Here is a 23678-nt window from a genome sequence, read left to right on the forward strand (position 1 = left end):
CCTACGGGTTTGCCGCACGAAAGGGTGTCGTCTGGGGAGCAGCATCAAGGGTTGGATGCTTATTTTGCGGTTATTCGGCATCACCCCCATCAACCCGCCAATACCCCGCAGCCTTCACAAATTCCTCTTCCAGGCCGAATTCATCGAGCAGCACCCGGCGCAGTTTGCGCGACAATCCTGATTCGGTTGCTACCCAGGCGTAGAGCCTTCCTTCCGGCATTTCCAGACGGCGGGTGACGTCCAGCAGGCTCTGTTCGCCGCGCACGATCCAGATCACATCCACCTGCGCCTGGCTGTGGAAAACCTGCTGTTCACTTTGATCCGCAACTTCCACCACCACCAACGCGCTGCGATTGGATGGAAGCCCCTCAAGACGTCGGGCGATGGCGGGCAGGGCGGTTTCGTCGCCGATCAGCAGGTAGCTGTCGAAGATATCCGGCACGATCATCGATCCACGTGGGCCGGCGATATGCAGGAACTGACCTGGCTCTACCTGTTCGGCCCAGCTCGCGGCAGGGCCTTCACCGTGCAGCACGAAATCAATGTCCAACTCGCCGCTGACCGGATCATAACGGCGCGGCGTGTAATCACGCATGACGGGTTTAGGGCCGTCATTGGGCGAACCGGGCATTAAGTTTTCCAGTGCGGCTTGCTCTTCTGGGGTAGTGGCGAATATGAGCTTTACATGGTCATCGGTGCCCAGGCTGATAAAACCCGTCAGGTCCGGGCCATGCAGGGTAACCCTGCGCATCTTTGGGGTGACGTCCGTCACGCGCAGCACCTCAAGCTTGCGACGTTTGATCTCATGGCTGACGCGATGGATGGACTGCTGTGAATTCATACCGACTTCTCCGAAATAGACTGGGGGCCATCGACGATGGCTTTGGCGGTGTTATTGAGCAGGTCGCGAACCCGCAGAATTTCTTCTGGGCTCCAGCGACCGTGGTGCAGTTGCAAGGCATGCCGCAAGTTATGCACAGCTTCGTGGATTTCTGCCGGACGATCATGGCCGCGCAATGAGCGTTTGCTGACATCGATGCGCATGCGCACGCCATCCAGAGCGATCGCTTGTTCAACCAGCGAGGCACGACCGGCCTCCGTGACCGCATAGTGTTTTTTCCCGCCCTGGGCATCGCCTTCGATCAGCTCGCTTTCTTCCAGAAAGGTCAGGGTCGGGTAGATCACGCCGGGGCTGGGGCTGTAAGCGCCGTCGAACATGCCTTCGATCTGGCGGATGAGGTCGTAGCCATGGCAGGGCTGTTCGGCAATCAGCGCCAGCAGCAGTAATTTCAAATCCCCCGGGGCAAATACCCGAGGCCCACGCCCGCCGCGTTCGCGACCCGGACGTTTCTCGAAGCCGTCCCGCCCATCGCCATGCTCGCGGTGGTGGTGTGGACGGTGGTCATTGTGGTGATGGTCATCACGCATTTTCTTCATCTCCTGTTACAAGTTAGATATACCTTAAGATATATCTTATTGTGTATGCAAGAGATAAAGACGAACGGTTCTTGTTTGGCGGGGAGGCCGACCTGGGCTATCGAATCTAAAAAACGGTTCGTGTGGGAGCGAGCTTGCTCGCGAAGGCGATGTTAGGTTCATAAAATATTTCGAATGTAGGACCCATATTCGCGAGCAAGGTGGAGCGCCACCCCGGTCGCTCCCACAAAAATTTAGTTGGCTGTATTTGTGGTCAAGAACTGCCCCTCACACCGCGTATGACTCCCCGGCTCCAGATACGGATTCAGAATCGGCGCCATCCCCTTGAGGACCTGCACCGGTAATGCCGAGGTGAAGCGAAAGCCTTCTGCGTTGCGGCCAGGTACGAAGGCGGTCAGGGTGCCGAAGTGGTTGTCGCCCAGATAGAACACAAAGGTGGCGGTGCGGTTGATCGCCCGGGAACTGAGGATGCGCCCGCCGGAGCCGATGCTTTCGATGCGGTTATCGCCGGTCCCGGTCTTGCCGCCCATCGCCAGCGCCGTGCCGTCCTGCAGTTTGAAGCTGCCAGACACGCGCTTGGCGGTCCCGCCGTCCACCACTTGCGACAGCGCCTCGCGCATGGCGGCCGCCACTTCAGACGGCAAAACCCGTTTGCCCAGTTCCGGGTTGTTGGCCAGCCGGGTTTCATACGGGGTATCGGCTGCAAAATGCAGGCTGTCGATGCGCAGCGTCGGAAGGCGGATGCCATCGTTCTGGATGATGCCGATCAGTTCGGCCAGCGCTGCAGGACGGTCCCCGGAGCTGCCGATGGCGGTTGCTAACGACGGCACCAGATGATCAAACGGATAGCCAACCCGCTGCCAGCGCTGATGGATGTCGAGAAACGCTTCAATCTCCATCATGGTGCGGATGCGACTGTCCCGAGCGCCTTTGTGCCGGCTCTTGAATAACCAGCCATACACTTCCTGGCGCTCATACTGGCTGGCCGCAACGGCATCCTTGAATTGCGCATCCGGATGCTGCAGTAAATAGCCCACCAGCCACAGATCCAGCGGGTGAGCCTTGGCGATATAGCCCTGGTCCGGCAGATCGTATTTGCCGGGGCCGTAACCCTCATACAAGTCAGCAAGGCGTTTTTCGCTGAGTTTCGGGCCGATTTTTGCTTCAGCCAGATGCGCCCGAATGAATGCATTGAAAGCCGTCTGATCCGCGTTCGGCAACAGATAACGATGCACCGCTGCCAATCTGATGGCGGTCGGGTTGATGCCGTCGAGAAACGTGTCCAGGCGTTCCTGAGTGGTCTTGTCCTTGTAGCGTTTCCAGAAACGCAACAGGAATACCGTGCCTTCCCGATCTGCGAAGCGGCTCAGGTATTCCTGACGGCGGGGATCGTTATCGTCCTTGAGCAACTCGGCGCTATTGCTCGGCGCTTGATAGGTGCTGTAGCGCACGACGTCGCGCATCAGACGGATAAATGGCAGGTTGATCGACTCGCGTAACGCTTCGCGCAAGGTCGGCAGACGACCGTCGTCTTCCTTGCGAAAATTATTGAAGTGATGCATGCCGCCACCGGTAAAAAAGCGTTCTCCAGGGCTGGCCGAATAGCGCCGGTCCAGCGCTGCCGAAAGCATTTTCGACAGATCGCGATCCTTGTTTTGCAGTAAGTAATCCACAGCCCAGCGAGTCAGGCGGTCCTGTTCCACCACCGGTGTCTTGTTCAGCACTGCGTTGCTTGAGGCGGCGTAGCGATCATGCAGCTCGGCGATGATTTCCAGGTAGGTAGTCAGCACCCGCATCTTTGCAGTGGAGCCCAGCTCAAGCTTGCTGCCCTCGTTGATATCGAAGGGCTGATCCGTGCTGTCGGTTTGCACCCTGACCCGCGACCCATCCGGTCCGCGCTCGAACAGGGTAAAGCTATAGCGCACCTGGCTGGTGCTTGTCGGGGTCAACAGCCGTTCGCCCATCAACCCAACCTGAGCCGCAAACGCCGGGTCGGCCAGATCCCGCAGGTACTGGCTAACCTGACTCTGCAAATCGCTTTGCAGGGTTGTGGTCGCGGACAGGTCAAGCCGATCCAGATCGTACAGCGACCGGTTGAGCAAAGCTGCCAGTCGACTGCGGGCGACGCTGATGCCTTTGTTGGTCTCGATGGGCTGCAGAGTCGGTTGTTCGACCCAGTTGCGATAGCTCACCGAACTCTTCAAAGCAGCATCAGCGAGCGCCTGATCAATCACCTGATTCTGCGCCAGTAAGCGGATATGGCTGTCCGTCAGTTCGGCCAGTTCTTCACGGCCCTTGGCCAGGTAGTAAGAAGGCCGACGCTGAGCGATCACCAGTGAGAGCACCTCGCGCAAGGCCAGGCCTCGCGCAGCAAGGCTTTTCGCATCGGTGGCGCTGGACGCCAGAACCTCGTTGGTTTTGACAAAGTCGGCGCCATACCAGACCCGCAACCCCTCAGCCATGCCGTGCACTTCCCCGTGTCCCGGCACCGCCGATAAAGGCACGCTGTTCAAGTAATCGCGCACCACTCGTTGACGAGCTTGCAGCGTTTGCTGCCCTGGCTGATAAGCCCGCACGCTGGCGGAAATCATCTGCCGCAGCTTTTCCGAGCCAGATTGAGTCAGGCCGTCAGGTGAATGGCGATACTTTTCCAATTGGGTTGCCAAGGTACTGCCGCCCGCTGATTGACCCGGCAGGCCAATCATTTTCGATACTTGCGAAATCGCGGCTTTGACAAACCGTGGCCAGTCCACGGCAGGGTTGGCCAATGGTTGCTCGGGATCGAGCAAATCGCGGTTCTCGATGAACAGCAGGCTGTGCACGATCAGCGGCGGGATGGCGGCGAAGGTGGGGTAGAACTGTTGCGGATAACGGAACTGGTACAGGTCCGTGCCCCGGCAATCGGTGATCGACAGGCCGGCCTGGGTTTTCTCCTGATAAGGCACGAACAGGCCACGCTTGCTGTAGGCCAACAGGTCCGGGGAAAACCGCACTTGCTCGGTAATCAAGTAATCACGCTTGAGTAAACGCGGCAGAAACTCACCCAGCGACGAATAACCCAGACGCTTATCGAAAGGCCCATCGCCGGGATACCGCATCGAATCACTCGGCCCAGGCTGCATCGAGTAGCTCAGCTTCGCCGCAAAGCGACTGAACTCCAGGGCCTGCAACCGCGAACTGCGAGACTCCACCATAGCCGCAGCCGCCAAGGCTCCGACGCCCATGACCATCACCACCCAGAACACACGCCATACGTACCGCTTGCGGCGCGGGCTTTTCGGCATTGGATCGGGGTCGTGACTGTCAGCTGGAATCACAGTCTGTTTCGTATCTGAATGCCGTAATACGCCCATTTCATTGGCCCGGTTAAACCTGTTAATCGCACCTGACTCAAGCTTAGACGCTGGCGGGAGCCGTCGAAGAATTTATCGGCTCAAGGGGCGAAAACTCGACCGTGACATATGAGGGTATCTGCCGACTTGAGCGCATCCTCAAGTCGTATTGGATTTGCGAGAGAGCGTTCTATGAAAACGCTGGTCTGAGATAGCGACCGCTCTGGCGGGTTTGGGGTTGCTCAGGCGTTTGCTGAAGTCCAGCCAGGCGGCCATCAGCATCATCAAGCCAAGGCCGAGTATGGCGGTGACTATTTGCATGGGCCAGGTATCGCCTGCCAGTGCGTTGACCATGTCGGCCATGGGTGCCAGCAGCACGCCGAGGCAGAAGATTTCCAGCGAGTAACGGCCCATGCGGCAGGCTTGCCGGGCTGGCCAGCTTTTAACCCAGGCTTTGCCGCCGGGAAGCAGTTTGGCGACGCAGTAAGCCAGGGCCAGGAAGTGCAGCAAGCGCAGTGGCCCCAGGTCAGTCTTGTTAATTGGGTACAAACCATCGGCCACGAATTGCGGCCTCAAAGTCTCGTGCAGTTCCGGGAATTTCCAGCTGAACGTGCAGACAGCGGCCACCAGTACGTAAGTCGCTGACAGCATGAACAGTGGCTGCTGGCTTAGGGGCCGCTGTTCAAGCTGGGTAGTGGGCATGGATTCAGACCGCAGCGCGCAGGCACCACCGAGCACGAACAGCAACTGCCAGGCCACGGGATTGAAATACCAGACGCCACCGCCTTCGTAAGCGGGCATGTTCCAGCCGAACAACGGCACCATCATGTACAGGGCAATCGATAAACCCACCGTCAGCGGTGCATTGCGCTGGATCAGCGGCAGGATCAATGGCAGTGCCAATAACAGCAGGATATACAGTGGCAATGGGTCGGTCAGATTGGGTTTGAAGCGCAGCAACAACTGGTCGGCCAGTGCTTGCTGCGGGTCGGCGACGAAGTGCTGCAGGCCCATCTCCTGAATCATGTCCCGGGTTTCGACGTAGTGATTGGCGACGAACACAATGCCCATCAGCAGCGTCAGCAGGAAAATATGCACCACATACAGCACCCAGGTGCGGCGCAGGATGCGCACGCAGGCGACCACATAACCGTCGCGCTGTGAAATTCGGCCGTAGGCGAGAATGGCGGCATAGCCAGCCAGGAAAACGAAGATTTCCGCCGCGTCGCTGAAACCGAAATTGCGCACGGTCAGCTGGGCGAGGGGATTGTCGGGGACGTGATCCCAAAAAATGAAGATCAGCGCCAGGCCCCGAAAGAAGTCGATGCGCAGGTCGCGTCCGTTAGTCATAACGGTGGGCTCTTTGATGTCGTATGAATAAAGATCAGCCGCGAGGGCTCTAGGTTCAACGCCGCCGTTCATCCAGATGTATTCAGGTGTGTCCTGTCTGGGGCGGCGGCGCGGCAGGGTGGAGGAATCCTCGGGCAAAAGCAAAAGCGGGCTATTACAGAATGTCTCGGTAGTTCACGGGGGGGGGGCATCAGGCGATGGCATTCGGCTCAAAACTATCGGCCCGTGCCATCTGCCACATGTTCGAATAAAAACTGCCATCCACTGCGCCGGTCAACAATTGGCCCGGTGTCAGAAATACATGGGATTGTGAGAACAGTTTGATTTCGGTAGCGGACATGCGCCGCACCAGGTGCCTGGCTTCCAGTTGTGCCGGATGGTCGAGGCCGGCTGCGGCGAGCATTTCGGCCAGTGCTTTCAGGGTATTGCGATGGAAGTTGAATACTCGTTGGGCTTTGTCCGGCACAACCAGTGCGCGCTGGCGCAGTGTGTCCTGGGTTGCTACACCGGTCGGGCATTTGTTGGTGTGGCAGCTCTGGGATTGAATGCAGCCAATGGCGAACATGAAGCCCCGCGCTGAGTTGGCCCAGTCGGCGCCGATGGCCAGGACGCTGGCGATATCAAATGCGCTGACGATTTTGCCGCTGGCACCGAGTTTGATTTTGTCCCGCAGGTTCAAGCCCACCAGGGTGTTATGCACGAACAGCAAACCCTCGCGAAGGGGCACGCCCATGTGATCGGTGAACTCCACCGGCGCAGCGCCCGTGCCGCCTTCGGTGCCATCGACCACGATGAAGTCGGGGAGGATGCCGGTTTCCAGCATCGCCTTGGCAATGCCCATGAATTCCCAAGGGTGGCCCAGGCAGAACTTGAAGCCCACCGGTTTGCCTCCGGACAGCTCACGCAACTGGGCGATGAACTGCATCAGCTCGACGGGGGTGGAGAAGGCGCTGTGCCGAGACGGTGATACGCAATCTTCGCCCATCATGATGCCGCGGGTCTCAGCGATCTCTTTGGTCACCTTGTGCTTGGGCAAGATGCCGCCGTGGCCGGGTTTGGCGCCTTGGCTTAACTTGATTTCGACCATGCGCACTTGCGGGTCTTTGGCTTGTGCAGCGAAACGCTCAGGGTCGAATCGACCGTCAGCGGTGCGGCAGCCGAAGTAGCCGCTGCCCAGCTCCCAGGTCAGGTCGCCGCCGTTTTCCCGGTGATAGGGGCTGATGCTGCCTTCGCCGGTGTCGTGGGCAAAATTGCCGAGTTTGGCGCCCTGATTCAAGGCGCGGATTGCATTGGCGCTTAGTGACCCGAAGCTCATGGCCGAGATATTGAAGATCGACGCCGAGTACGGCTGGCTGCATTGCGGGCCGCCGACGATCACGCGAAAGGCATTGGGATCGCTCAGTGGTGCCGGGCGCATGGAGTGGCTGATGAACTCAAAGCCGGTGCCATATACGTCGAGCAGGGTGCCGAAAGGTTTGTCTGCGGACTCGTTCTTGGCTCGGGAGTACACCAGCGAACGTTGCGCCCGGGAGAAGGGCAGGGCGTCACTGTCGGACTCCAGCAGATACTGGCGGATCTCCGGGCGGATCGCTTCAACCGCATAGCGGATGTTGCCCAGAATCGGATAGTTACGCCGCACTGAATGCGGCGATTGCAGCAGGTCAATAACACCTATCAGGGATAAAACCCCGGTGAACAGGGTGAAAGGCCACAGCCATTCGTGATGCCAGAACGGCAAACTGCACAGGGTGAAAAGCACACAACCAACGAAGAAGGCGTAACGACTGAGAAGGGACAGACTCATACGGATTCCTGGAGCTAATGACGGTGGTTTTACCGGCTGCGCTCTCTCTTTATCCTGCTGCGATTCAGCAAGTCGGAGGGCTGAGCCCGTGAGGCGGGAGTTGCATCTATAGCACTATCGGCAGAAACCAGCATAGCTGAACGATGGGGATTGATCTGCTGGCGGCACACTCAGCTTTCCAGCACCCATGGCTTGATGGAGCGGACCCGCTGTGCCAACGCGTAGACATCCTCGCGGCCTTCAAGACTGGTCCAGCGCAAGTGTTCGATGAGCGCCTGCTCCTTGGGATTGAGGGCGACGAAACCCAGTTCGTCGGCCTTGCGCATGAAGGCATCGCGGGGTTCTGCAGGCGTGCTGGCGTTGATCACATCTTGCAGGGCGTTTTGCAGCATGGACACGTAGCCCACCAACATGGACGGGTTGCACAGGACGTCGGTCTTGTTGACGTAGCCATCAAGCAGACGCAGTGAGTCCCTGGCTTCAATCAGCCGGTTCCAGGCGTGCGCAGAGAGTTGAAAATGATCGGGTTCTGACATGGCTTGCTTCCATCCGGGCAATACGCCAGGAGACGAGTCCCGGCACGTTGATCAAGCAACGGCGGTCGAACCTTAGCGACTAGTGTTGGCCTAATCAAGATCACCAATGATGCAAGTCACCACAATCGATTGTGGCTGGCTTTTGATGATATGTTATTGTGTAACAAATCAATTAAGCGCTCATTTGGAGGCAACATGAAACCTGATATCCATCCTGCGTATCGCACCGTGCTGTTCCACGATACTGCCGCCGACGCCTATTTCCTGATTGGCTCGACGGTTGATACCGACCGGACCCAAGAGCACAGCGATGGCAATACATACCCGTACGTCGCACTGGACGTATCCAGCGCCTCACACCCGATGTACACCGGGCAGCAGCGTAAGACCACCACCGAAGGCCGGATCGCCGGCTTCAACAAGCGCTTCGCCACCTTTGGCTCGGGCGGCAAGAAAGACGCAGCCTCGGCTGAATGATGCTGCAACGTGGGACCGCCGCTAGCTGGGAAGAGGCCAGTACATCCATTCCATTGGTTGACTGAAATGCCGTCTTCCCGGCTAAAGCCGGTCTCACAGGTTGGCTCTGATCTCCCTCTAGGGAGATTTTTTTTGCCTTTTTTTCACCTCTGACGACCACCGGAGCTGATCGCCACTGGACGAGAAGGCAAAATTGCTTTTGACTCTGCCGCCTGAAAATCCAGGAGTTGTCGCTTTGAAAACATCAGTCGCCATCCTCTTCGGCGGACAATCCAGCGAGCACGAAGTCTCGCTGCAGTCAGCCAGGAACGTGATCAACGCGATCGACCGCGGCACTTACGAACTCACATTGATCGGCATCGACAAGCAAGGCCGCTGGCTGCGCTTCGACGAGAGCGATTACCTGCTCAATGGCAATGACCCGGCCAAAATCAAACTCAGTGCTTCGGGGCGACTATTGTCGCTGCTGCCTGGCTCTGCGGGCGGGCAGTTTGTCGACGTGGTATCGGGCGTTGAGTTGCCGCGCATCGATGTTGTGTTCCCGCTGATTCATGGCGCGTTCGGTGAAGACGGTTCACTGCAAGGCTTACTGCGTTTGCTGGCGATCCCGTTTGTCGGGCCGGATGTGCTCAGCTCAGCGGCGTGCATGGACAAAGACGTGACCAAACGCCTGCTGCGCGATGCGGGCATTGCCGTCGCCCCGTTTGTGGTGGTCTCCCGTGGTGAGTCGTTGGAGTTCGCGGCGGTAGTCGCTGAGCTGGGTCTGCCGATGTTCGTCAAGCCTGCCAGCCAGGGCTCATCGGTGGGTGTCAGTAAAGTCACTGACGAAGCCGGTTATCAGGCGGCATTGAATCTGGCGTTCGAGTTCGATCATAAAGTGCTGATCGAGACCGGCATTGTGGGACGTGAAGTCGAATGCGCCGTGCTTGGCAATCGTCAGCCGCAAGTCAGCGTCTGTGGTGAAGTGATCGCCAATGACGAGTTCTACGCCTACGACACCAAGTACCTGAATGGCGACCAGGCACGCATTGCCATTCCTGCGGAGCTGGCGGACGACCTCAGTAGCGAAGTCCGTGACGTTGCGCTGCGCGCTTATCAGGTCCTGGGTTGTGCCGGGCTGGCGCGTGTCGACTTTTTCGTCACTGAAACACGCAGCATCATCATCAATGAGGTGAACACCATTCCTGGCTTCACCTCTATCAGCATGTATCCCAAGTTGTGGCAGGCCAGCGGTGTGTCTTACCCAGAACTCATCCATCGGCTGATCCGCTTTGGGCTGGAGCGGGCCGAAGAGACGCGGCAACTCAAGACCGAGATCTTCTCATGAAGCTGATTCATATCGCGGCTGCGCTGTTGATCGGCGCAGATGGCCGGACCTTGCTGGTGCGTAAGCGTGGTACTCAGGCGTTCATGCAACCGGGAGGCAAGATAGAGGCGGGTGAGCCAGCGGTCGCAGCGCTGAGTCGTGAGCTGGAAGAAGAATTGGGGTTGATTGTTGATCCGGCTAAGGCGCGTTATCTGGGGTCGTTCGCGGCACCGGCTGCCAACGAACCGGGTTTTGAGGTGCGCTGCGAATTGTTCGAAGTGCGCATCGAGGTGGACGTGCAGCCCGCGGCAGAAATCGAAGAAGTGCTGTGGATCAGTGCGCACAGCCATCCACAGCTGAACCTTGCGCCGCTGACCCGTGATTCGATATTGCCGATTTATCGGGAGATGTACGTCGAAGCCTGACGCACTCAGCTTCTAGCGCCAATTCCGTATTTGCGCAGTCGATGGGCAATGGCGGTATGCGACGTTTGCAAGCGTGCCGCCAGTTGCCGGGTCGACGGATAGTCGGCGTAGAGCTTTTCAAGCAAGGCCCTTTCAAAGGTCTCGACGGCTTGTTCGAGGCTACCGACTTCGCCATCGCTTTCACCGGCGACAGCAGTGCCTGCGATATCCAGATCACCAATGTCGACCAGATTGCTATCGCTGATGGCGGCAGCGCGGAAAATCACGTTCTGCAACTGACGCACGTTTCCGGGCCAACGATTGCCCAGCAGCGCTGGGTAAGTATTCGTCGTGAGGCGGCAGACGGGACGCTGGATCTGCGCGCAGGCCTGCTCCATGAAGTAGCGCGCCAGCAGCAGGATGTCCTGGCCGCGATCACGTAGCGGCGGGACTTCCAGGTTGAGCACGTTAAGACGGTAGAACAGGTCCTCGCGAAACGTGCCTTCAGCGACCATCTTCTCCAGATTGCGATGGGTGGCGCTGAGGATGCGCACATTCACCTTCACTTCCCGATCGCCGCCTACCCGGCGAAAGCTGCCGTCGTTTAGAAAACGCAGCAGTTTGGCTTGCAGATAAGGCGACATTTCGCCGATCTCGTCGAGGAACACCGTGCCCTGGTTGGCCAATTCCATCAGCCCCGGTTTGCCGCCTCGCTGCGCACCGGTGAAGGCGCCGGGGGCGTAGCCAAACAGCTCGCTTTCGGCGAGGTTCTCAGGCAATGCCGCACAATTGAGGGCCAGAAACGGCGCACTGTGCCGGGCACTGGTGGCGTGGCAGGCACGGGCAACCAGCTCCTTGCCAGTACCGGTCTCGCCCTGAATAAGCAACGGCGCATCCAGCGCCGCGACCCGTTGGGCGCGGGCCTTCAAGGTGCGGATGGCCGCGGATTCACCCAGCAATGCGTCGAAACCTTCGGCATGGTCGTGGTGCAGCGCCGACAAGCGCTCACCGATGCGGCTTGGTTGATACAAGGTCAACAACGCGCCCGCGTCGGTGATGGGCGTCGCATCCAGTAAAAACGCTTCACCATTGAGCGTGACTTCACGCAGCGGCAGGCGAAAGCCGTTTTCCAGTAAGGCGTTATGCAGCCCGGGATCAGCAAATAACTCGGCCACTGGCTCGCCCGCGGGTTCGCGGCCGATAAGGGCAATTAACGCAGGGTTGGCCAGCAATACATGGCCAGCGCTGTCCAGCGCCAATACCGGATCGGTCATGGCTGCCAGCAGAGCGTCCAGCTGCAAGTGGCGACGTTGGCCGGGAAGAATGTCGACCACCGTAATCGCCTCGACCCCGCGCACCCGAAACAGCGCATCCTTGAGTTCTTCAAGCACCTGATGGCTGAGGGTCGGCGCGTCGATGTAGACGTTGGGCGGCACCATTTCCACCGCATCCAGATTCAGATTGCGCCCACCCAGGATCGCCAGCACTTCCTGGGTGATTCCGACGCGGTCGATGAAACTGACGTGGATGCGCATGGGGAATTCGCGGTGGTTGCCGAAGAGGGTGGGGATTATGCCAGTAATGGCATCGAACTGTGGGAGCAGAGCTTGCTCGCGATGAGCGGTGACGGGGTTTGACTTGAGATTGAGCCCAGCCTTAACGCGGGCAAGTCGGAATGCCGCCCACATGCTCCCGCAGGAGTGATCTCGCTATTGGCGCGACGACGTGGGACCGGCTTTAGCCGGGAAGGCGGCATTTCAGGCGATAAATCGAGTGGATATACTGGCCTCTTCCCGGCTAAAGCCGGTCCCACGTCACATGAGCTTGCGAGCAAACATAGAGTCTCCTACAGACGCACGGCTACGATCAGGTCAAATGCTCCGGCTTCACGGGCTCGCCCGGCTGGATGCCGAGTTTGTCGTGTATGTCCTTGAACATCCGGTCGTAGTCGTCATGCACGGCGATTGGCAGCACGGCAATCGGTGGCATGCCATGTTTGACCGCTATCTGGTTGGCGCTGTGAGCGAAGTTGAACGCCATGTCACGGCTCAGCTCAAATTCGTCCTGAAACGCATTGCCAGCAATTTCACCTTCCATCGTGAAGTGCATCGAAGTGCCTTCCGTGGGGTTCTCAGAGACTTCGTAGCGGATATGAATCTCATAGCCGAAATCCGATGGATGCATCGGCGCGCGGCTGATATGCAGATGGCCTGGTTCGAACATGACGTTGCCCCTTGGCGGGTCGAAGAGTGTAGCGGTTGACCTTCGCAGTCACCGGGCGTTCAGCAATGGCACGGCTTCCACCATAGACGAATGCCGGTGACAGCGGCATGACATGCGTCAGCGAAGGGGATCAGAGCGCGGGGGTTCTGGCCGGGACCAGATCCACAGGTTGCCCAGAACCATGCCGCCGATAGCAGCGTAAACCGGCCAGCCATGCATGAGGTACAGCATCAGCATGGCGCACACAAGCATGCTGATGGTGGCGCTGATCTTGGCGCTGCGTGTTACCAGACGGCCATTGCGCCAGTTGCTGAGGATCGGGCCGAAGAGCTTGTGGTTTTCCAGCCAGGCACTCAGGCGCGGTGAGCTCTTGGTGGCCGCCCATGCCGCCAGCAGGACGAACTCGGTGGTGGGCAGACCGGGAATGAAAATCGCGACCAGGCCTATCCCGAGGCTGACATAAGCCAGTGCGGCGAACAGCAGGCGTGAGATTCTGGACCTTGGAGGTTTGCTGGTCATTATCTCGTCAGTAATCATAAGGTGGTTCGATCCCATGATCGAAAAGCCCGGCCAGTCTAACAGGCCGGGCCGACAATCATGACTCGGCCATTTGCGATGCAGTCGAGGTGCGCGAGGGTTTTGGGGAACGGCCTATGGGACGCAGAACTTCGTCTGACCGCGACTGATCTCGGGCAGGTCGGAATGCCGCCCAGACCAAGCACCGCTCCCACAGGGTGGGTGCCATTCTTGGAACCGCACACAGGTTTGGCGATCTCTGTTGGCGCGAGGCTTGCCCGCGAAGAATGATGAAGCAGTGTGTCTGACAAACCGCAGCGACTGGTTCGCGGGCAAGCCTCGCTCCAACAAATGTCAATGATCCCCGTGGGAGCGGAGCTTGCTCGCGAAGAACGATGACGCGGTTTGTCTGACAGACCGCGGTGCCCTTATCGCGGACAAGCACCGCTCCCACAGATATCGCGTTTCAACGCCCGGTGAGTGTTACTCCGCGTTATGCAGCGCCAGGCAGTTGTCCAGCATGCGGTTGGAGAATGCCCATTCGTTGTCGTACCAGGCCAGGACCTTGAGCAGTTTGCCGCTGGATTTGGTGTGGTTGGCGTCGAAGATCGACGACAGCGGGTTGTGATTGAAGTCGTGGGACACCAGCGGCAAGGTGTTGTAACCGAGCACTTTGGAGTGCTGGCTGGCTTCTTTCATCAAAGCGTTGACTTCATCGGCGCTGACCTCACGGGTCAGTTGCACGGTCAGGTCCACCAGCGAAACGTTGATCACCGGAACCCGCACCGCCATGCCAGTCAGTTTGCCTGCCAGTTCAGGCAGCACCAGGCCCACGGCTTCGGCAGCGCCGGTCTTGCTCGGGATCATCGACTGGGTAGCCGAGCGCGCGCGGTACGGATCGGTGTGATAAACGTCGATCAGGTTCTGATCGTTGGTGTAGGCGTGGATCGTGGTCATCAGGCCGCTTTCGATCCCCAGTTCCCGGTGCAGCACCTGGGCGACAGGTGCCAGGCAGTTGGTGGTGCATGATGCGCTGGAAATGATTTGATGCGATTGGCGCAGAGTGTCGTGGTTTACGCCGTAGACGATGGTCGCGTCGGCACCCTTGGCCGGGGCCGAGATAATGACCTTGCGGGCGCCGGCAGTGAGGTGCGCGGCAGCCTTGTTGCGGTCGGTAAACAACCCGGTGCATTCGAACACGACGTCGACGTTCTGGGCTTTCCAGGGCAGGTCGGCAGGGTTGCGAATGGCGCTGACCGCAATACGGTCACCATTGACCGTCAGGCTCTCGCTGTCACACTCGACGGTGCCGGAAAAAGGCCCGTGAACGGTGTCGAAGCGCAGCAGGTGAGCGTTCATCTCGCTGTCGCCCAGATCATTGATGGCGACGACCTGCAGGTCTTGGCGGTAGCCTTGGGTATAGAGTGCGCGCAGGACGTTGCGGCCGATGCGGCCAAAACCATTGATTGCGATACGAAGAGTCATACAGCCGTCCTTTCTGAATTTGTTGTTGGAATTACAAGATTATTCGCATAGAAATAGAAAACAAGCCTTTTTAGTGGCAATATTTTGTTTTATCTACAACGAGAAGCCTGTAAGGCCAAAACAGTTGATCGAGATCAAGCTTTTACAGACAAGGCATTTGCCTCGATATCTGACGCGGTCTTAAACGGGTGACCACATACGCTAGCCTGGAGTTCAGCACATGCATCCCCGCATTCTTGAGGTAACCGAACGGCTGATAGCCCGTAGTCGCGAAACGCGTGAGCGCTATCTTCAACTGATTCGAGGCGCCGCGAGCGACGGCCCGATGCGTGGCAAATTACAATGCGCCAATTTTGCCCATGGCGTTGCCGCTTGTGGTCCGGAAGACAAAAACAGCCTGCGGATGATGAACGCCGCCAACGTGGCAATCATTTCCTCCTACAACGACATGCTCTCGGCGCATCAGCCCTACGAGCATTTCCCTAATCAGATCAAACAGGCTTTACGTGACATTGGTTCGGTCGGTCAGTTTGCTGGCGGTGTGCCCGCCATGTGTGACGGCGTGACCCAGGGTGAACCGGGCATGGAGCTTGGCATTGCCAGCCGCGAAATCATCGCCATGTCCACGGCCATTGCCTTGTCCCACAATATGTTCGATGCCGCGCTGATGCTGGGGATCTGCGACAAGATCGTGCCGGGCCTGATGATGGGCTCACTGCGTTTCGGTCATCTGCCGACGATCTTCATCCCTGGTGGGCCGATGGTGTCAGGCATTTCCAACAAGGAAAAAGCCGACGTACGGCAGCGTTACGCTGAGGGCAAGGCAACCCGCGAAGAGTTGCTGGACTCGGAAATGAAGTCCTACCACGGCCCGGGTACCTGCACGTTCTACGGCACCGCCAATACGAACCAGTTGCTGATGGAAGTCATGGGTTTGCATTTGCCCGGCTCTTCGTTCATCAACCCCTACACCCCACTGCGCGATGCGCTGACTGTCGAGGCGGCGCACCAAGTCACGCGCATGACCAAGCAGAGCGGCAACTTCATGCCCATCGGCGAGATCGTCGACGAGCGGGCGCTGGTCAATTCCATCGTTGCGCTGCATGCCACCGGTGGTTCCACCAACCACACGTTGCACATGCCGGCCATCGCCCAGGCTGCCGGCATTCAACTGACCTGGCAGGACATGGCCGACCTTTCCGAAGTCGTGCCGACCCTGACCCACGTCTACCCGAATGGCAAAGCCGACATCAACCATTTCCAGGCTGCGGGGGGCATGTCGTTCCTGATCCGTGAGTTGCTGGAAGCCGGTTATCTCCATGAAGACGTCAACACCGTGATGGGCCGTGGCCTGAGCCGTTACACCAAGGAACCCTTCCTCGAAGACGGCAAGCTGGTGTGGCGCGAAGGACCGGTCGAAAGCCTGGATGAAAATATTTTGCGCCCGGTGGCCAACCCGTTCTCCCTGGAAGGCGGTCTGCGGGTCATGGAAGGCAACCTCGGCCGTGGCGTGATGAAAGTCTCGGCCGTGGCCGTTGAACATCAGGTAGTGCAGGCCCCGGCCAAGGTCTTCCATGATCAGCAGGATCTGGCCGACGCCTTCAAGGCCGGTGAACTGGAGTGCGATTTTGTGGCGGTGATGCGCTTCCAGGGGCCGCGCTCCAATGGCATGCCCGAACTACACAAAATGACACCATTTCTCGGGGTCCTTCAGGATCGTGGATTCAAGGTCGCGCTGGTGACCGACGGGCGGATGTCAGGCGCGTCGGGCAAGATCCCGGCGGCAATTCACGTTTGCCCGGAAGCTTTCGATGGTGGCCCTTTGGCTCTTGTGCGGGATGGAGACATCATTCGCGTCGATGGAGTAAAAGGAACGTTGCAAGTTCTCGTCGAACCGGCAGAATTGGCCGCCAGAGAACCTGCAATCGGACATTTGGACAACGGCGTTGGCTGTGGTCGCGAACTGTTCGGTTTCATGCGCATGGCCTTCAGCTCCGCCGAGCAGGGCGCCAGCGCCTTTACCTCGAATCTGGAGACGCTCAAGTGAAGTTGGCCCTGGTCGGTGATATTGGCGGTACCAATGCACGGTTTGCCATTTGGGAAGATGACAAGCTGCATTCGATCCGGGTATTCCCGACCATCGATTACGTCAGCCCCGAGAAAGCTGTCGAGGTCTACATGCAAGACCTCGAATTGCAACGTGGCGATATCGGCCTGGTGTGTCTGGCGGTGGCTGGCCCTGTGGACGGCGATGAATTTCATTTCACCAACAGCAACTGGCGGCTGAGCAAGTCGGCGTTCTGCGCCAATCTGAAAGTCGACGAGCTGCTGCTGATCAATGATTTCAGCGCCATGGCTTTGGGCATGACACGTCTGGGCGACGACGAGTACCTGACCATCTGCCACGGAATCGGCGAAGCAGATCGACCACGTGTGGTAATCGGCCCCGGGACCGGGCTGGGCGTGGGCACCTTGCTCAGTGTCGGCGTCAATCACTGGATGGCCTTGCCCGGCGAAGGCGGCCATGTGGACTTGCCCATCGGCAACGCCCGGGAAGCCATGTTGTGGATGCGCATGATGGCCGACCTTGAACATGTCAGCGCCGAAACCGTGCTCAGTGGCGCGGGCTTGTTGCGGCTGTATCAGGTCAGCTGCGCACTGGATGATGTCGAGCCGGTGCACAAGTCTCCGGCGGCCATTACCTCGGCAGCCGAGGCCGGTGAGCCGGTGGCGGCAGCGGTGCTGGAGCAGTTTTGTGTGTTTCTCGGGCGAGTGGCGGGCAACAACGTTCTCACCGTCGGTGGGCGTGGCGGTGTATACATCGTCGGCGGCGTAGTACCACGGTTTATCGATTTCTTCATGAACAGCGGTTTCAAGCGTGCCTTCGCCGAGAAAGGCGTGATGAGTGATTATTTCAAAGGCATTCCGGTCTGGGTGGTGACGGCCGAATATCCAGGGCTGATTGGTGCCGGTGTGGCGTTGCAGCAGGTGTTTGGTGAAGAGCGGGCGATAGAAATCTAGGTTTTTGTAGGAGCGCGCTTGCCCGCGATTGCGTCAGGCCAGACCCAACATTTTTCGACTTGAATACCTATCGCGGGCAAGCGCGCTCCTACAGGTCAGACTGACGGTCAAGTTTCATCTCTAACAATAACGATTCATGCGACAAGGACGATTCAAGTGAGCACAGTCAGTAAGTCGATCCTGCTGGTCGATGATGACCAGGAGATCCGTGAGTTGCTGCAGACCTACCTGAGCCGCTCTGGTTTTCAGGTACGCACTGTTGGCGATGGCGCTGAATTCCGTCAGGCCTTCAACGAAGAGCCCAGCGATCTGCTTATCCTCGATGTGATGCTGCCCGACGAAGATGGCTTCAGCCTGTGCCGTTATGTCCGCCAGCATGTTCGCTACCCCCATGTGCCCATCATCATGCTCACCGCCAGCTCCGACGAAGCCGACCGGGTCATCGGGCTGGAGCTGGGTGCGGACGATTATCTCGGCAAACCCTTCAGCCCTCGCGAATTGCTGGCGCGGATCAAGGCCTTGCTCAGGCGTGCGCAGTTTGGCCAGGAGCGCAGCGGCGGTGACGTGTTGACCTTCGATGAGTGGCGGCTGGACATGGTCAGTCACCGGCTGTTCCACCGCGATGGTGAAGAAGTGATTCTGTCGGGTGCCGACTTTGCGTTACTCAAGCTGTTCCTCGACAACCCACAGCAGATTCTCGATCGCGACACCATCGGCAATGCCACCCGGGGTCGGGAGCTGATGCCTCTGGAGCGCATCGTCGACATGGCGGTCAGTCGTCTGCGTCAGCGTTTGCGCGATACCGGCAAATCTCCGCGCCTGATCCGTACGGTGCGCGGCAGCGGTTACCTGCTTGCCGCGAATGTCATTTCCCAAGTCAGCAACGGTTACTGAGGCGTGAACGCCGAAACAGAGAAACGCCGTCTGCCGCTGCCTCGCTCGCTACTTGGTCGGATGTTGCTGTTGACGTTGCTGGCCGTTTTCCTTGCTCAGGCGCTGTCCAGTGTCATCTGGCTGTCTCAGCTACGCGCCACGCAGATGGAAGGGCTGATCACCAGTGCTCGCAGCCTGGCTTACTCGATGGCGGCGAGCGTCAGTTACTTTCGCTCGCTGCCGTTGGCCTATCGGCCGCTGGTGCTGGATCAACTGCGCAGCATGGGCGGGACGCGCTTTGTAGTGTCGCTCAATGACCGTCCGCTGGACATGCAGGTTCTGGACGCTACGCCGCGCAAGCAAGCCGTGCTGACTGTGGTTGATCAAGTACTGCGTCAGCATCTGGGCACTGATCCGGCCATTGCCGTGTGGTTTGTCCGCCCCGAAGATTTGCGTATCTTCAACAGCGGCTTGAAGCTCGACGAACTGCCGCGTTCATGGGCGCATTATGCGTTGAGCCTTGAACCGGTGAACCCGCCGATACTGGTGACCCAGATCGAGTTGGCGGCGGGGGAGTGGTTGTACATTGCGTCACTGCTGCCCGAGCCGTACACCACCCTGGAAGAGCAAGAGCTGCCTTTGCAACAGGTCTGGTTCATCCTCCTCACCAGCGGTTTTCTGTTGCTGTTCATCGGGCTGCTGGTGCACTGGCAAAGTCGTCCGCTCAAGCGTCTGGCAAAGGCCGCGCGGGACATGTCACTGGGCGCCGACATCGAGCCGGATGTCGAGGGCGGTGCCAGCGAAGTGGTGGAAGTCAGCCGGGCGTTCAGCGCCATGCGCACCCGCATCAGCCGCTACCTGACCGAGCGTGGTCAGTTGTTCAGTGCCATCTCTCATGATCTGCGAACGCCGATTACCCGTCTGCGGCTGCGGGTCGAACTGCTCGAAGACGAAGCCCTGCAAGCCAAGTTCAGCCGTGATCTCGACGAGCTGGAGTTGCTGGTCAAAGGCGCACTGCAATGCGTGAAAGACACGGACATTCACGAGAACATCGAGCCTGTGGACCTCAATCAGGTGCTGGACTGCCTGGTGGAGCCCTATCTGCTGCCTGCGGGTAACGGCAACGCTACGCAAGAAGGTAAGGCCGTTGCGCCCTATCAGGGCAAGCCGCTGGCCCTCAAGCGTTGCATCGGTAATCTGATCGACAACGCCCTCAAATACGGCACCAAAGCTCACCTCAAAATCGAGGATAACGCCCAGGCCTTTGTCCTGCATGTGGATGACGAAGGGCCGGGCGTGCCGGAGCAACGTCTGGAACGGGTATTCGAACCGCACTTCCGGCTGGCGGGCAATCAACAGCAAGGCTACGGACTCGGGCTGGGCATCGCCCGCAACATCGCCCACAGCCATGGGGGCGAAGTCAGTTTGCAGAACCTGCGTGGCGGTGGATTGCGGGTGACGTTGTTTTTGCCGCGTACCACCGAGTGATCTGGAGTGATCTTGTGGGAGCGAGCTTGCTCGCGAAGGCAATATTCTGATCACGAAAATTTCTCGGATTTACCGGCCTCTTCGCGAGCAAGCTCGCTCCCACAAAAAAGGAGATTTGTGCTGGGTTTCCCAATGTAACCATCCTGTGACCATTGCGCGTCCCTTCGTTACTGTACTTTCAAAACCCTTGGTTAGACTCCATGCAGCGCAAGCACAGACTTGCTCATGCATAACAACAAGAAAGGTTAAATCGATGAATTCAATCTCCCGCCTCGCAGCTGTCATCTCTCTCGCCTCGTTGTTCCCTCTGAGCGCTCTTGCCGCCGATTCGAAAGGCACCGTCGAAGTTGTCCACTGGTGGACCTCCGGTGGCGAAAAAGCTGCTGTGGATGTGCTCAAGGCGCAGGTAGAGAAAGACGGTTTCACCTGGAAAGATGGCGCTGTGGCAGGGGGTGGCGGTTCCACGGCCATGACCGTGCTCAAGAGCCGCGCCGTCTCCGGCAATCCGCCAGGCGTCGCGCAGATCAAAGGCCCGGATATTCAGGAATGGGCTTCCACCGGTCTGCTCGATACTGACGTCCTCAAGGACGTGGCCAAGCAGGAGAAGTGGGACAGCCTGCTGGACAAAAAAGTCTCTGACACTGTGAAGTACGATGGTGATTACGTCGCCGTTCCGGTGAACATTCACCGGGTCAACTGGCTGTGGATCAATCCGGAAGTCTTCAAGAAAGCCGGCATCGACAAGGCACCTACCACCCTCGAAGAATTCTACGCCGCCGGCGACAAGCTCAAGGCCAAAGGCTTCATCGCTCTGGCCCACGGCGGTCAGCCATGGCAGGACAGCACTGTTTTCGAAGCCGTGCTGCTGTCAGTCATGGGCGCTGATGGCTACAAAAAAGCCTTCGTAGATCTGGACGAAAAAGCCCTCACCGGCCCGCAAATGGTCAAGGCATTCACCGAATTCAAGAAAGTCGCCACTTATATGGATCCCAACCGCACCGGTCGTGACTGGAACGTCGCGGCTGCGGACGTGATCAACGGCAAGGCCGGTATGCAGATCATGGGCGACTGGGCGAAAAGCGAATGGACTGCGGCCAAGAAAGTAGCTGGCAAGGATTATCAGTGCGTGGCATTCCCGGGCACCGAGAAGGCCTTCACCTACAACATCGACTCCATGGCAGTGTTCAAGCAGAACGGCGAAGGTGCCGAAGGCACACGTGCCGCTCAACAAGACATCGCCAAAGTCGCCCTGGGTGAAGAATTCCAGAAAGTCTTCAGCATCAACAAAGGCTCGATTCCTGTTCGCAACGACATGTTGAACAACATGGAAAAGAACGGTTTCGATTCCTGCGCCCAGACCGCAGCCAAGGACTTCCTGGCTGACTCGAAAACCGATGGTTTGCAGCCGAGCATGGCGCACAACATGGCGACCACCCTTGCTGTACAGGGTGCGATCTTCGATGTGGTGACAAACTTCATGAACGATCCGAAGGCCGATCCGGCCAAGGCGCCTGCCCAGTTGGCGTCGGCGATCAAGTCGGCCAAGTAAAAGTCTGTAAGCGCCCCGCCGCTGGATGACCAGCGGCCAACCCCAGCTGCAGTTCGTGCTGATGACACCGAAGTCTGGTGTCAGGCACGTTCGCGAACGGGAAATGATGTTTTCAACGTGGATTATTCGATGAGCTCTGTCGCTGTCCTCAGCAAAGCCTCGCCATTCGATGCGCTACAACGCTGGCTGCCCAAGTTGGTGCTGGCGCCGAGCATGTTCATTGTGCTGGTCGGTTTTTATGGCTACATCCTGTGGACGTTCGTCCTGTCGTTCACCACTTCCACTTTCCTGCCCAGTTATAAATGGGCCGGTTTGGCGCAATACGTTCGGTTGTACGAAAGCGACCGCTGGTGGGTGGCGAGCAAGAACCTGATCGTGTTCGGCGGAATGTTCATCGCCATCAGTCTGGCAATTGGTGTGGTGCTGGCGGTGTTCCTCGATCAGCGAATTCGCCGTGAAGGGTTCATTCGCACGATTTACCTGTACCCGATGGCGCTGTCGATGATTGTCACCGGTACTGCGTGGAAATGGCTGCTCAACCCCGGCCTTGGCCTGGACAAAATGCTTCGCGACTGGGGTTGGGAAGGCTTCCGTCTGGACTGGCTGGTTGACCCGGATCGTGTGGTGTACTGCCTGGTCATCGCTGCCGTCTGGCAATCCTCGGGTTTCATCATGGCGATGTTTCTCGCCGGCTTGCGTGGGGTTGATCAGTCGATCATTCGTGCTGCTCAGATCGATGGCGCCAGCATGCCGAAGATCTACTGGAAGGTGGTGCTGCCAAGCCTGCGTCCGGTGTTCTTCAGCTCCGTGATGATCCTTGCCCATATCGCGATCAAGAGCTTCGATCTGGTGGCGGCCATGACTGCCGGTGGGCCGGGCTACTCCTCGGACTTGCCCGCGATGTTCATGTATTCGTTCACCTTCAGCCGTGGCCAGATGGGCATGGGTTCGGCCAGTGCGATTCTGATGCTCGGGGCCATTCTGGCGATTCTGGTGCCGTACCTGTATTCCGAGCTGAGGACCAAGCGTAATGACTAGTGCTGTCGATAAACCGGCCATCAGCCTGAGCCGTATCGCCATTCATGCGGTGCTGATTCTGGCGTGCCTGCTGTATCTGGTGCCACTGGTGGTGATGCTGCTCACCAGCTTCAAAAGCCCGGAAGACATCGGTACTGGCAACCTGCTCAGTTGGCCCACCGTGGTCACCGCCATTGGTTGGGTCAAGGCCTGGGCGACGCTGGACGGTTACTTCTGGAACTCCATCAAGATCACCGTGCCTGCGGTGATCATTTCCACAGCTATCGGTGCACTCAACGGTTACGTACTGTCGATGTGGCGTTTTCGAGGTTCGCAACTGTTCTTCGGGCTGCTGCTGTTCGGCTGCTTCCTGCCGTTCCAGACCGTGTTGCTACCAGCGTCTTTCACCCTCGGCAAAATGGGCCTGGCCAGCACTACCACCGGGCTGGTGTTTGTCCACGTGGTCTACGGGCTGGCGTTCACTACGCTGTTCTTCCGCAACTACTACGTGAGCATCCCTGATGCTCTGGTCAAGGCTGCACGGCTTGATGGCGCGGGCTTCTTCACTATCTTCGGCAAGATCATTCTGCCGATGTCGACCCCGATCATCATGGTTTGCCTGATCTGGCAGTTCACCCAGATCTGGAACGATTTTCTGTTCGGCGTGGTGTTCTCCAGTGGCGATTCACAGCCCATCACCGTGGCGCTGAATAACCTGGTCAACACCAGCACCGGGGTCAAGGAATACAACGTTGATATGGCAGCGGCGATGATCGCCGGGTTGCCGACACTGCTGGTGTACATCGTTGCCGGCAAGTATTTCGTGCGCGGGCTCACGGCCGGCGCCGTCAAGGGGTAAA

At 58.5% G+C, this 23678-nt stretch carries 20 protein-coding genes; 10 read left to right on the forward strand and 10 right to left on the reverse strand.

Translation table 11 applies throughout. The annotated features are described in order from the left end of the window. Positions 1-70: 70 nt before the first annotated feature. The 6 genes from IV01_RS09040 to IV01_RS09025 all read right to left on the reverse strand — a co-directional run bounded on the left by IV01_RS09040 (position 71) and on the right by IV01_RS09025 (position 8459). On the reverse strand, positions 71-841 hold the full coding sequence (locus IV01_RS09040) for a siderophore-interacting protein (protein ID WP_032629758.1): 771 nt from the start codon (positions 839-841) through the stop codon (positions 71-73). Further along, on the reverse strand, positions 838-1428 hold the full coding sequence (locus IV01_RS09035) for a PadR family transcriptional regulator (RefSeq protein WP_032629760.1): 591 nt from the start codon (positions 1426-1428) through the stop codon (positions 838-840). Before IV01_RS09035 ends, IV01_RS09040 begins: the two co-directional genes overlap by 4 nt. A 242-nt stretch (positions 1429-1670) precedes the next feature. Further along, a complete protein-coding gene (locus IV01_RS0125270; protein WP_050507746.1) occupies positions 1671-4790 on the reverse strand; it encodes a transglycosylase domain-containing protein in 3120 nt (1039 codons plus the stop codon). A gap of 138 nt (positions 4791-4928) precedes the next feature. After that, positions 4929-6119 carry an OpgC family protein gene (locus tag IV01_RS0125275; protein ID WP_050507747.1) on the reverse strand — a complete coding sequence of 397 codons (1191 nt, stop codon included), beginning with the start codon at positions 6117-6119 and terminating at the stop codon, positions 4929-4931. A 190-nt stretch (positions 6120-6309) separates the two neighbouring features. Next, positions 6310-7923, reverse strand: coding sequence for an FMN-binding glutamate synthase family protein (locus IV01_RS09030; protein ID WP_032629763.1), 1614 nt, complete (start codon positions 7921-7923; stop codon positions 6310-6312). Positions 7924-8093: 170 nt separating this feature from the next. Continuing rightward, on the reverse strand, positions 8094-8459 hold the full coding sequence (locus IV01_RS09025) for a hypothetical protein (protein ID WP_032629765.1): 366 nt from the start codon (positions 8457-8459) through the stop codon (positions 8094-8096). 195 nt (positions 8460-8654) lie between these two features. Between IV01_RS09025 and IV01_RS09020 the strand changes: the two genes are divergently transcribed. The 3 genes from IV01_RS09020 to IV01_RS09010 all read left to right on the forward strand — a co-directional run bounded on the left by IV01_RS09020 (position 8655) and on the right by IV01_RS09010 (position 10667). Next, a complete protein-coding gene (locus IV01_RS09020; protein WP_032629768.1) occupies positions 8655-8936 on the forward strand; it encodes a type B 50S ribosomal protein L31 in 282 nt (93 codons plus the stop codon). Positions 8937-9171: 235 nt separating this feature from the next. Next, entirely contained in the window at positions 9172-10263 is a 1092-nt protein-coding gene (gene ddlA / locus IV01_RS09015; protein ID WP_032629771.1) for a D-alanine--D-alanine ligase, read from the forward strand. Continuing rightward, complete coding sequence (locus IV01_RS09010; RefSeq protein ID WP_032629774.1) at positions 10260-10667, forward strand: NUDIX hydrolase; 408 nt, start codon at positions 10260-10262, stop codon at positions 10665-10667. The genes ddlA and IV01_RS09010 overlap by 4 nt, the downstream gene beginning before the upstream one ends. Positions 10668-10672: 5 nt before the next feature. Here IV01_RS09010 and IV01_RS09005 read toward each other — a convergent pair whose 3' ends face one another. From IV01_RS09005 to gap, 4 genes are all read right to left on the reverse strand, one after another. Then, positions 10673-12181 carry a sigma-54-dependent transcriptional regulator gene (locus tag IV01_RS09005; protein WP_032629882.1) on the reverse strand — a complete coding sequence of 503 codons (1509 nt, stop codon included), beginning with the start codon at positions 12179-12181 and terminating at the stop codon, positions 10673-10675. Positions 12182-12512: 331 nt separating this feature from the next. Further along, positions 12513-12869, reverse strand: coding sequence for a DUF5064 family protein (locus tag IV01_RS09000; protein ID WP_032629777.1), 357 nt, complete (start codon positions 12867-12869; stop codon positions 12513-12515). 117 nt (positions 12870-12986) lie between these two features. After that, positions 12987-13424: a YbaN family protein gene (locus tag IV01_RS08995; RefSeq protein WP_050507750.1), complete on the reverse strand. Its 438-nt coding sequence runs from the start codon at positions 13422-13424 to the stop codon at positions 12987-12989. 444 nt (positions 13425-13868) lie between these two features. After that, entirely contained in the window at positions 13869-14870 is a 1002-nt protein-coding gene (gene gap, locus IV01_RS08990) for a type I glyceraldehyde-3-phosphate dehydrogenase (protein WP_032629782.1), read from the reverse strand. Positions 14871-15090: 220 nt separating this feature from the next. Here gap and edd point away from each other — a divergent pair, with 220 nt between their 5' ends. From edd to IV01_RS08955, 7 genes are all read left to right on the forward strand, one after another. Beyond that, positions 15091-16917 (forward strand): phosphogluconate dehydratase, encoded by a 1827-nt coding sequence (edd, locus tag IV01_RS08985; RefSeq protein ID WP_032629783.1) that lies wholly within the window; start codon positions 15091-15093, stop codon positions 16915-16917. After that, entirely contained in the window at positions 16914-17891 is a 978-nt protein-coding gene (locus IV01_RS08980; RefSeq protein ID WP_032629785.1) for a glucokinase, read from the forward strand. The genes edd and IV01_RS08980 overlap by 4 nt, the downstream gene beginning before the upstream one ends. Positions 17892-18047: 156 nt before the next feature. After that, positions 18048-18785, forward strand: a complete 738-nt coding sequence (locus IV01_RS08975) for a response regulator (protein WP_032629786.1) — start codon at positions 18048-18050, stop codon at positions 18783-18785. Between the two features lie 60 nt (positions 18786-18845). Continuing rightward, entirely contained in the window at positions 18846-20252 is a 1407-nt protein-coding gene (locus tag IV01_RS08970; protein ID WP_032629883.1) for an ATP-binding protein, read from the forward strand. Between the two features lie 253 nt (positions 20253-20505). Next, positions 20506-21801 carry an ABC transporter substrate-binding protein gene (locus tag IV01_RS08965; RefSeq protein ID WP_032629788.1) on the forward strand — a complete coding sequence of 432 codons (1296 nt, stop codon included), beginning with the start codon at positions 20506-20508 and terminating at the stop codon, positions 21799-21801. A gap of 129 nt (positions 21802-21930) precedes the next feature. Continuing rightward, a complete protein-coding gene (locus tag IV01_RS08960; protein WP_032629790.1) occupies positions 21931-22839 on the forward strand; it encodes a carbohydrate ABC transporter permease in 909 nt (302 codons plus the stop codon). Next, positions 22832-23677, forward strand: coding sequence for a carbohydrate ABC transporter permease (locus IV01_RS08955; protein ID WP_032629792.1), 846 nt, complete (start codon positions 22832-22834; stop codon positions 23675-23677). The genes IV01_RS08960 and IV01_RS08955 overlap by 8 nt, the downstream gene beginning before the upstream one ends. The last annotated feature ends 1 nt before the right edge of the window (position 23678 follow it).

It is taken from the genome of Pseudomonas syringae (assembly GCF_000737245.1).
Lineage (GTDB): Bacteria > Pseudomonadota > Gammaproteobacteria > Pseudomonadales > Pseudomonadaceae > Aquipseudomonas > Aquipseudomonas syringae_J.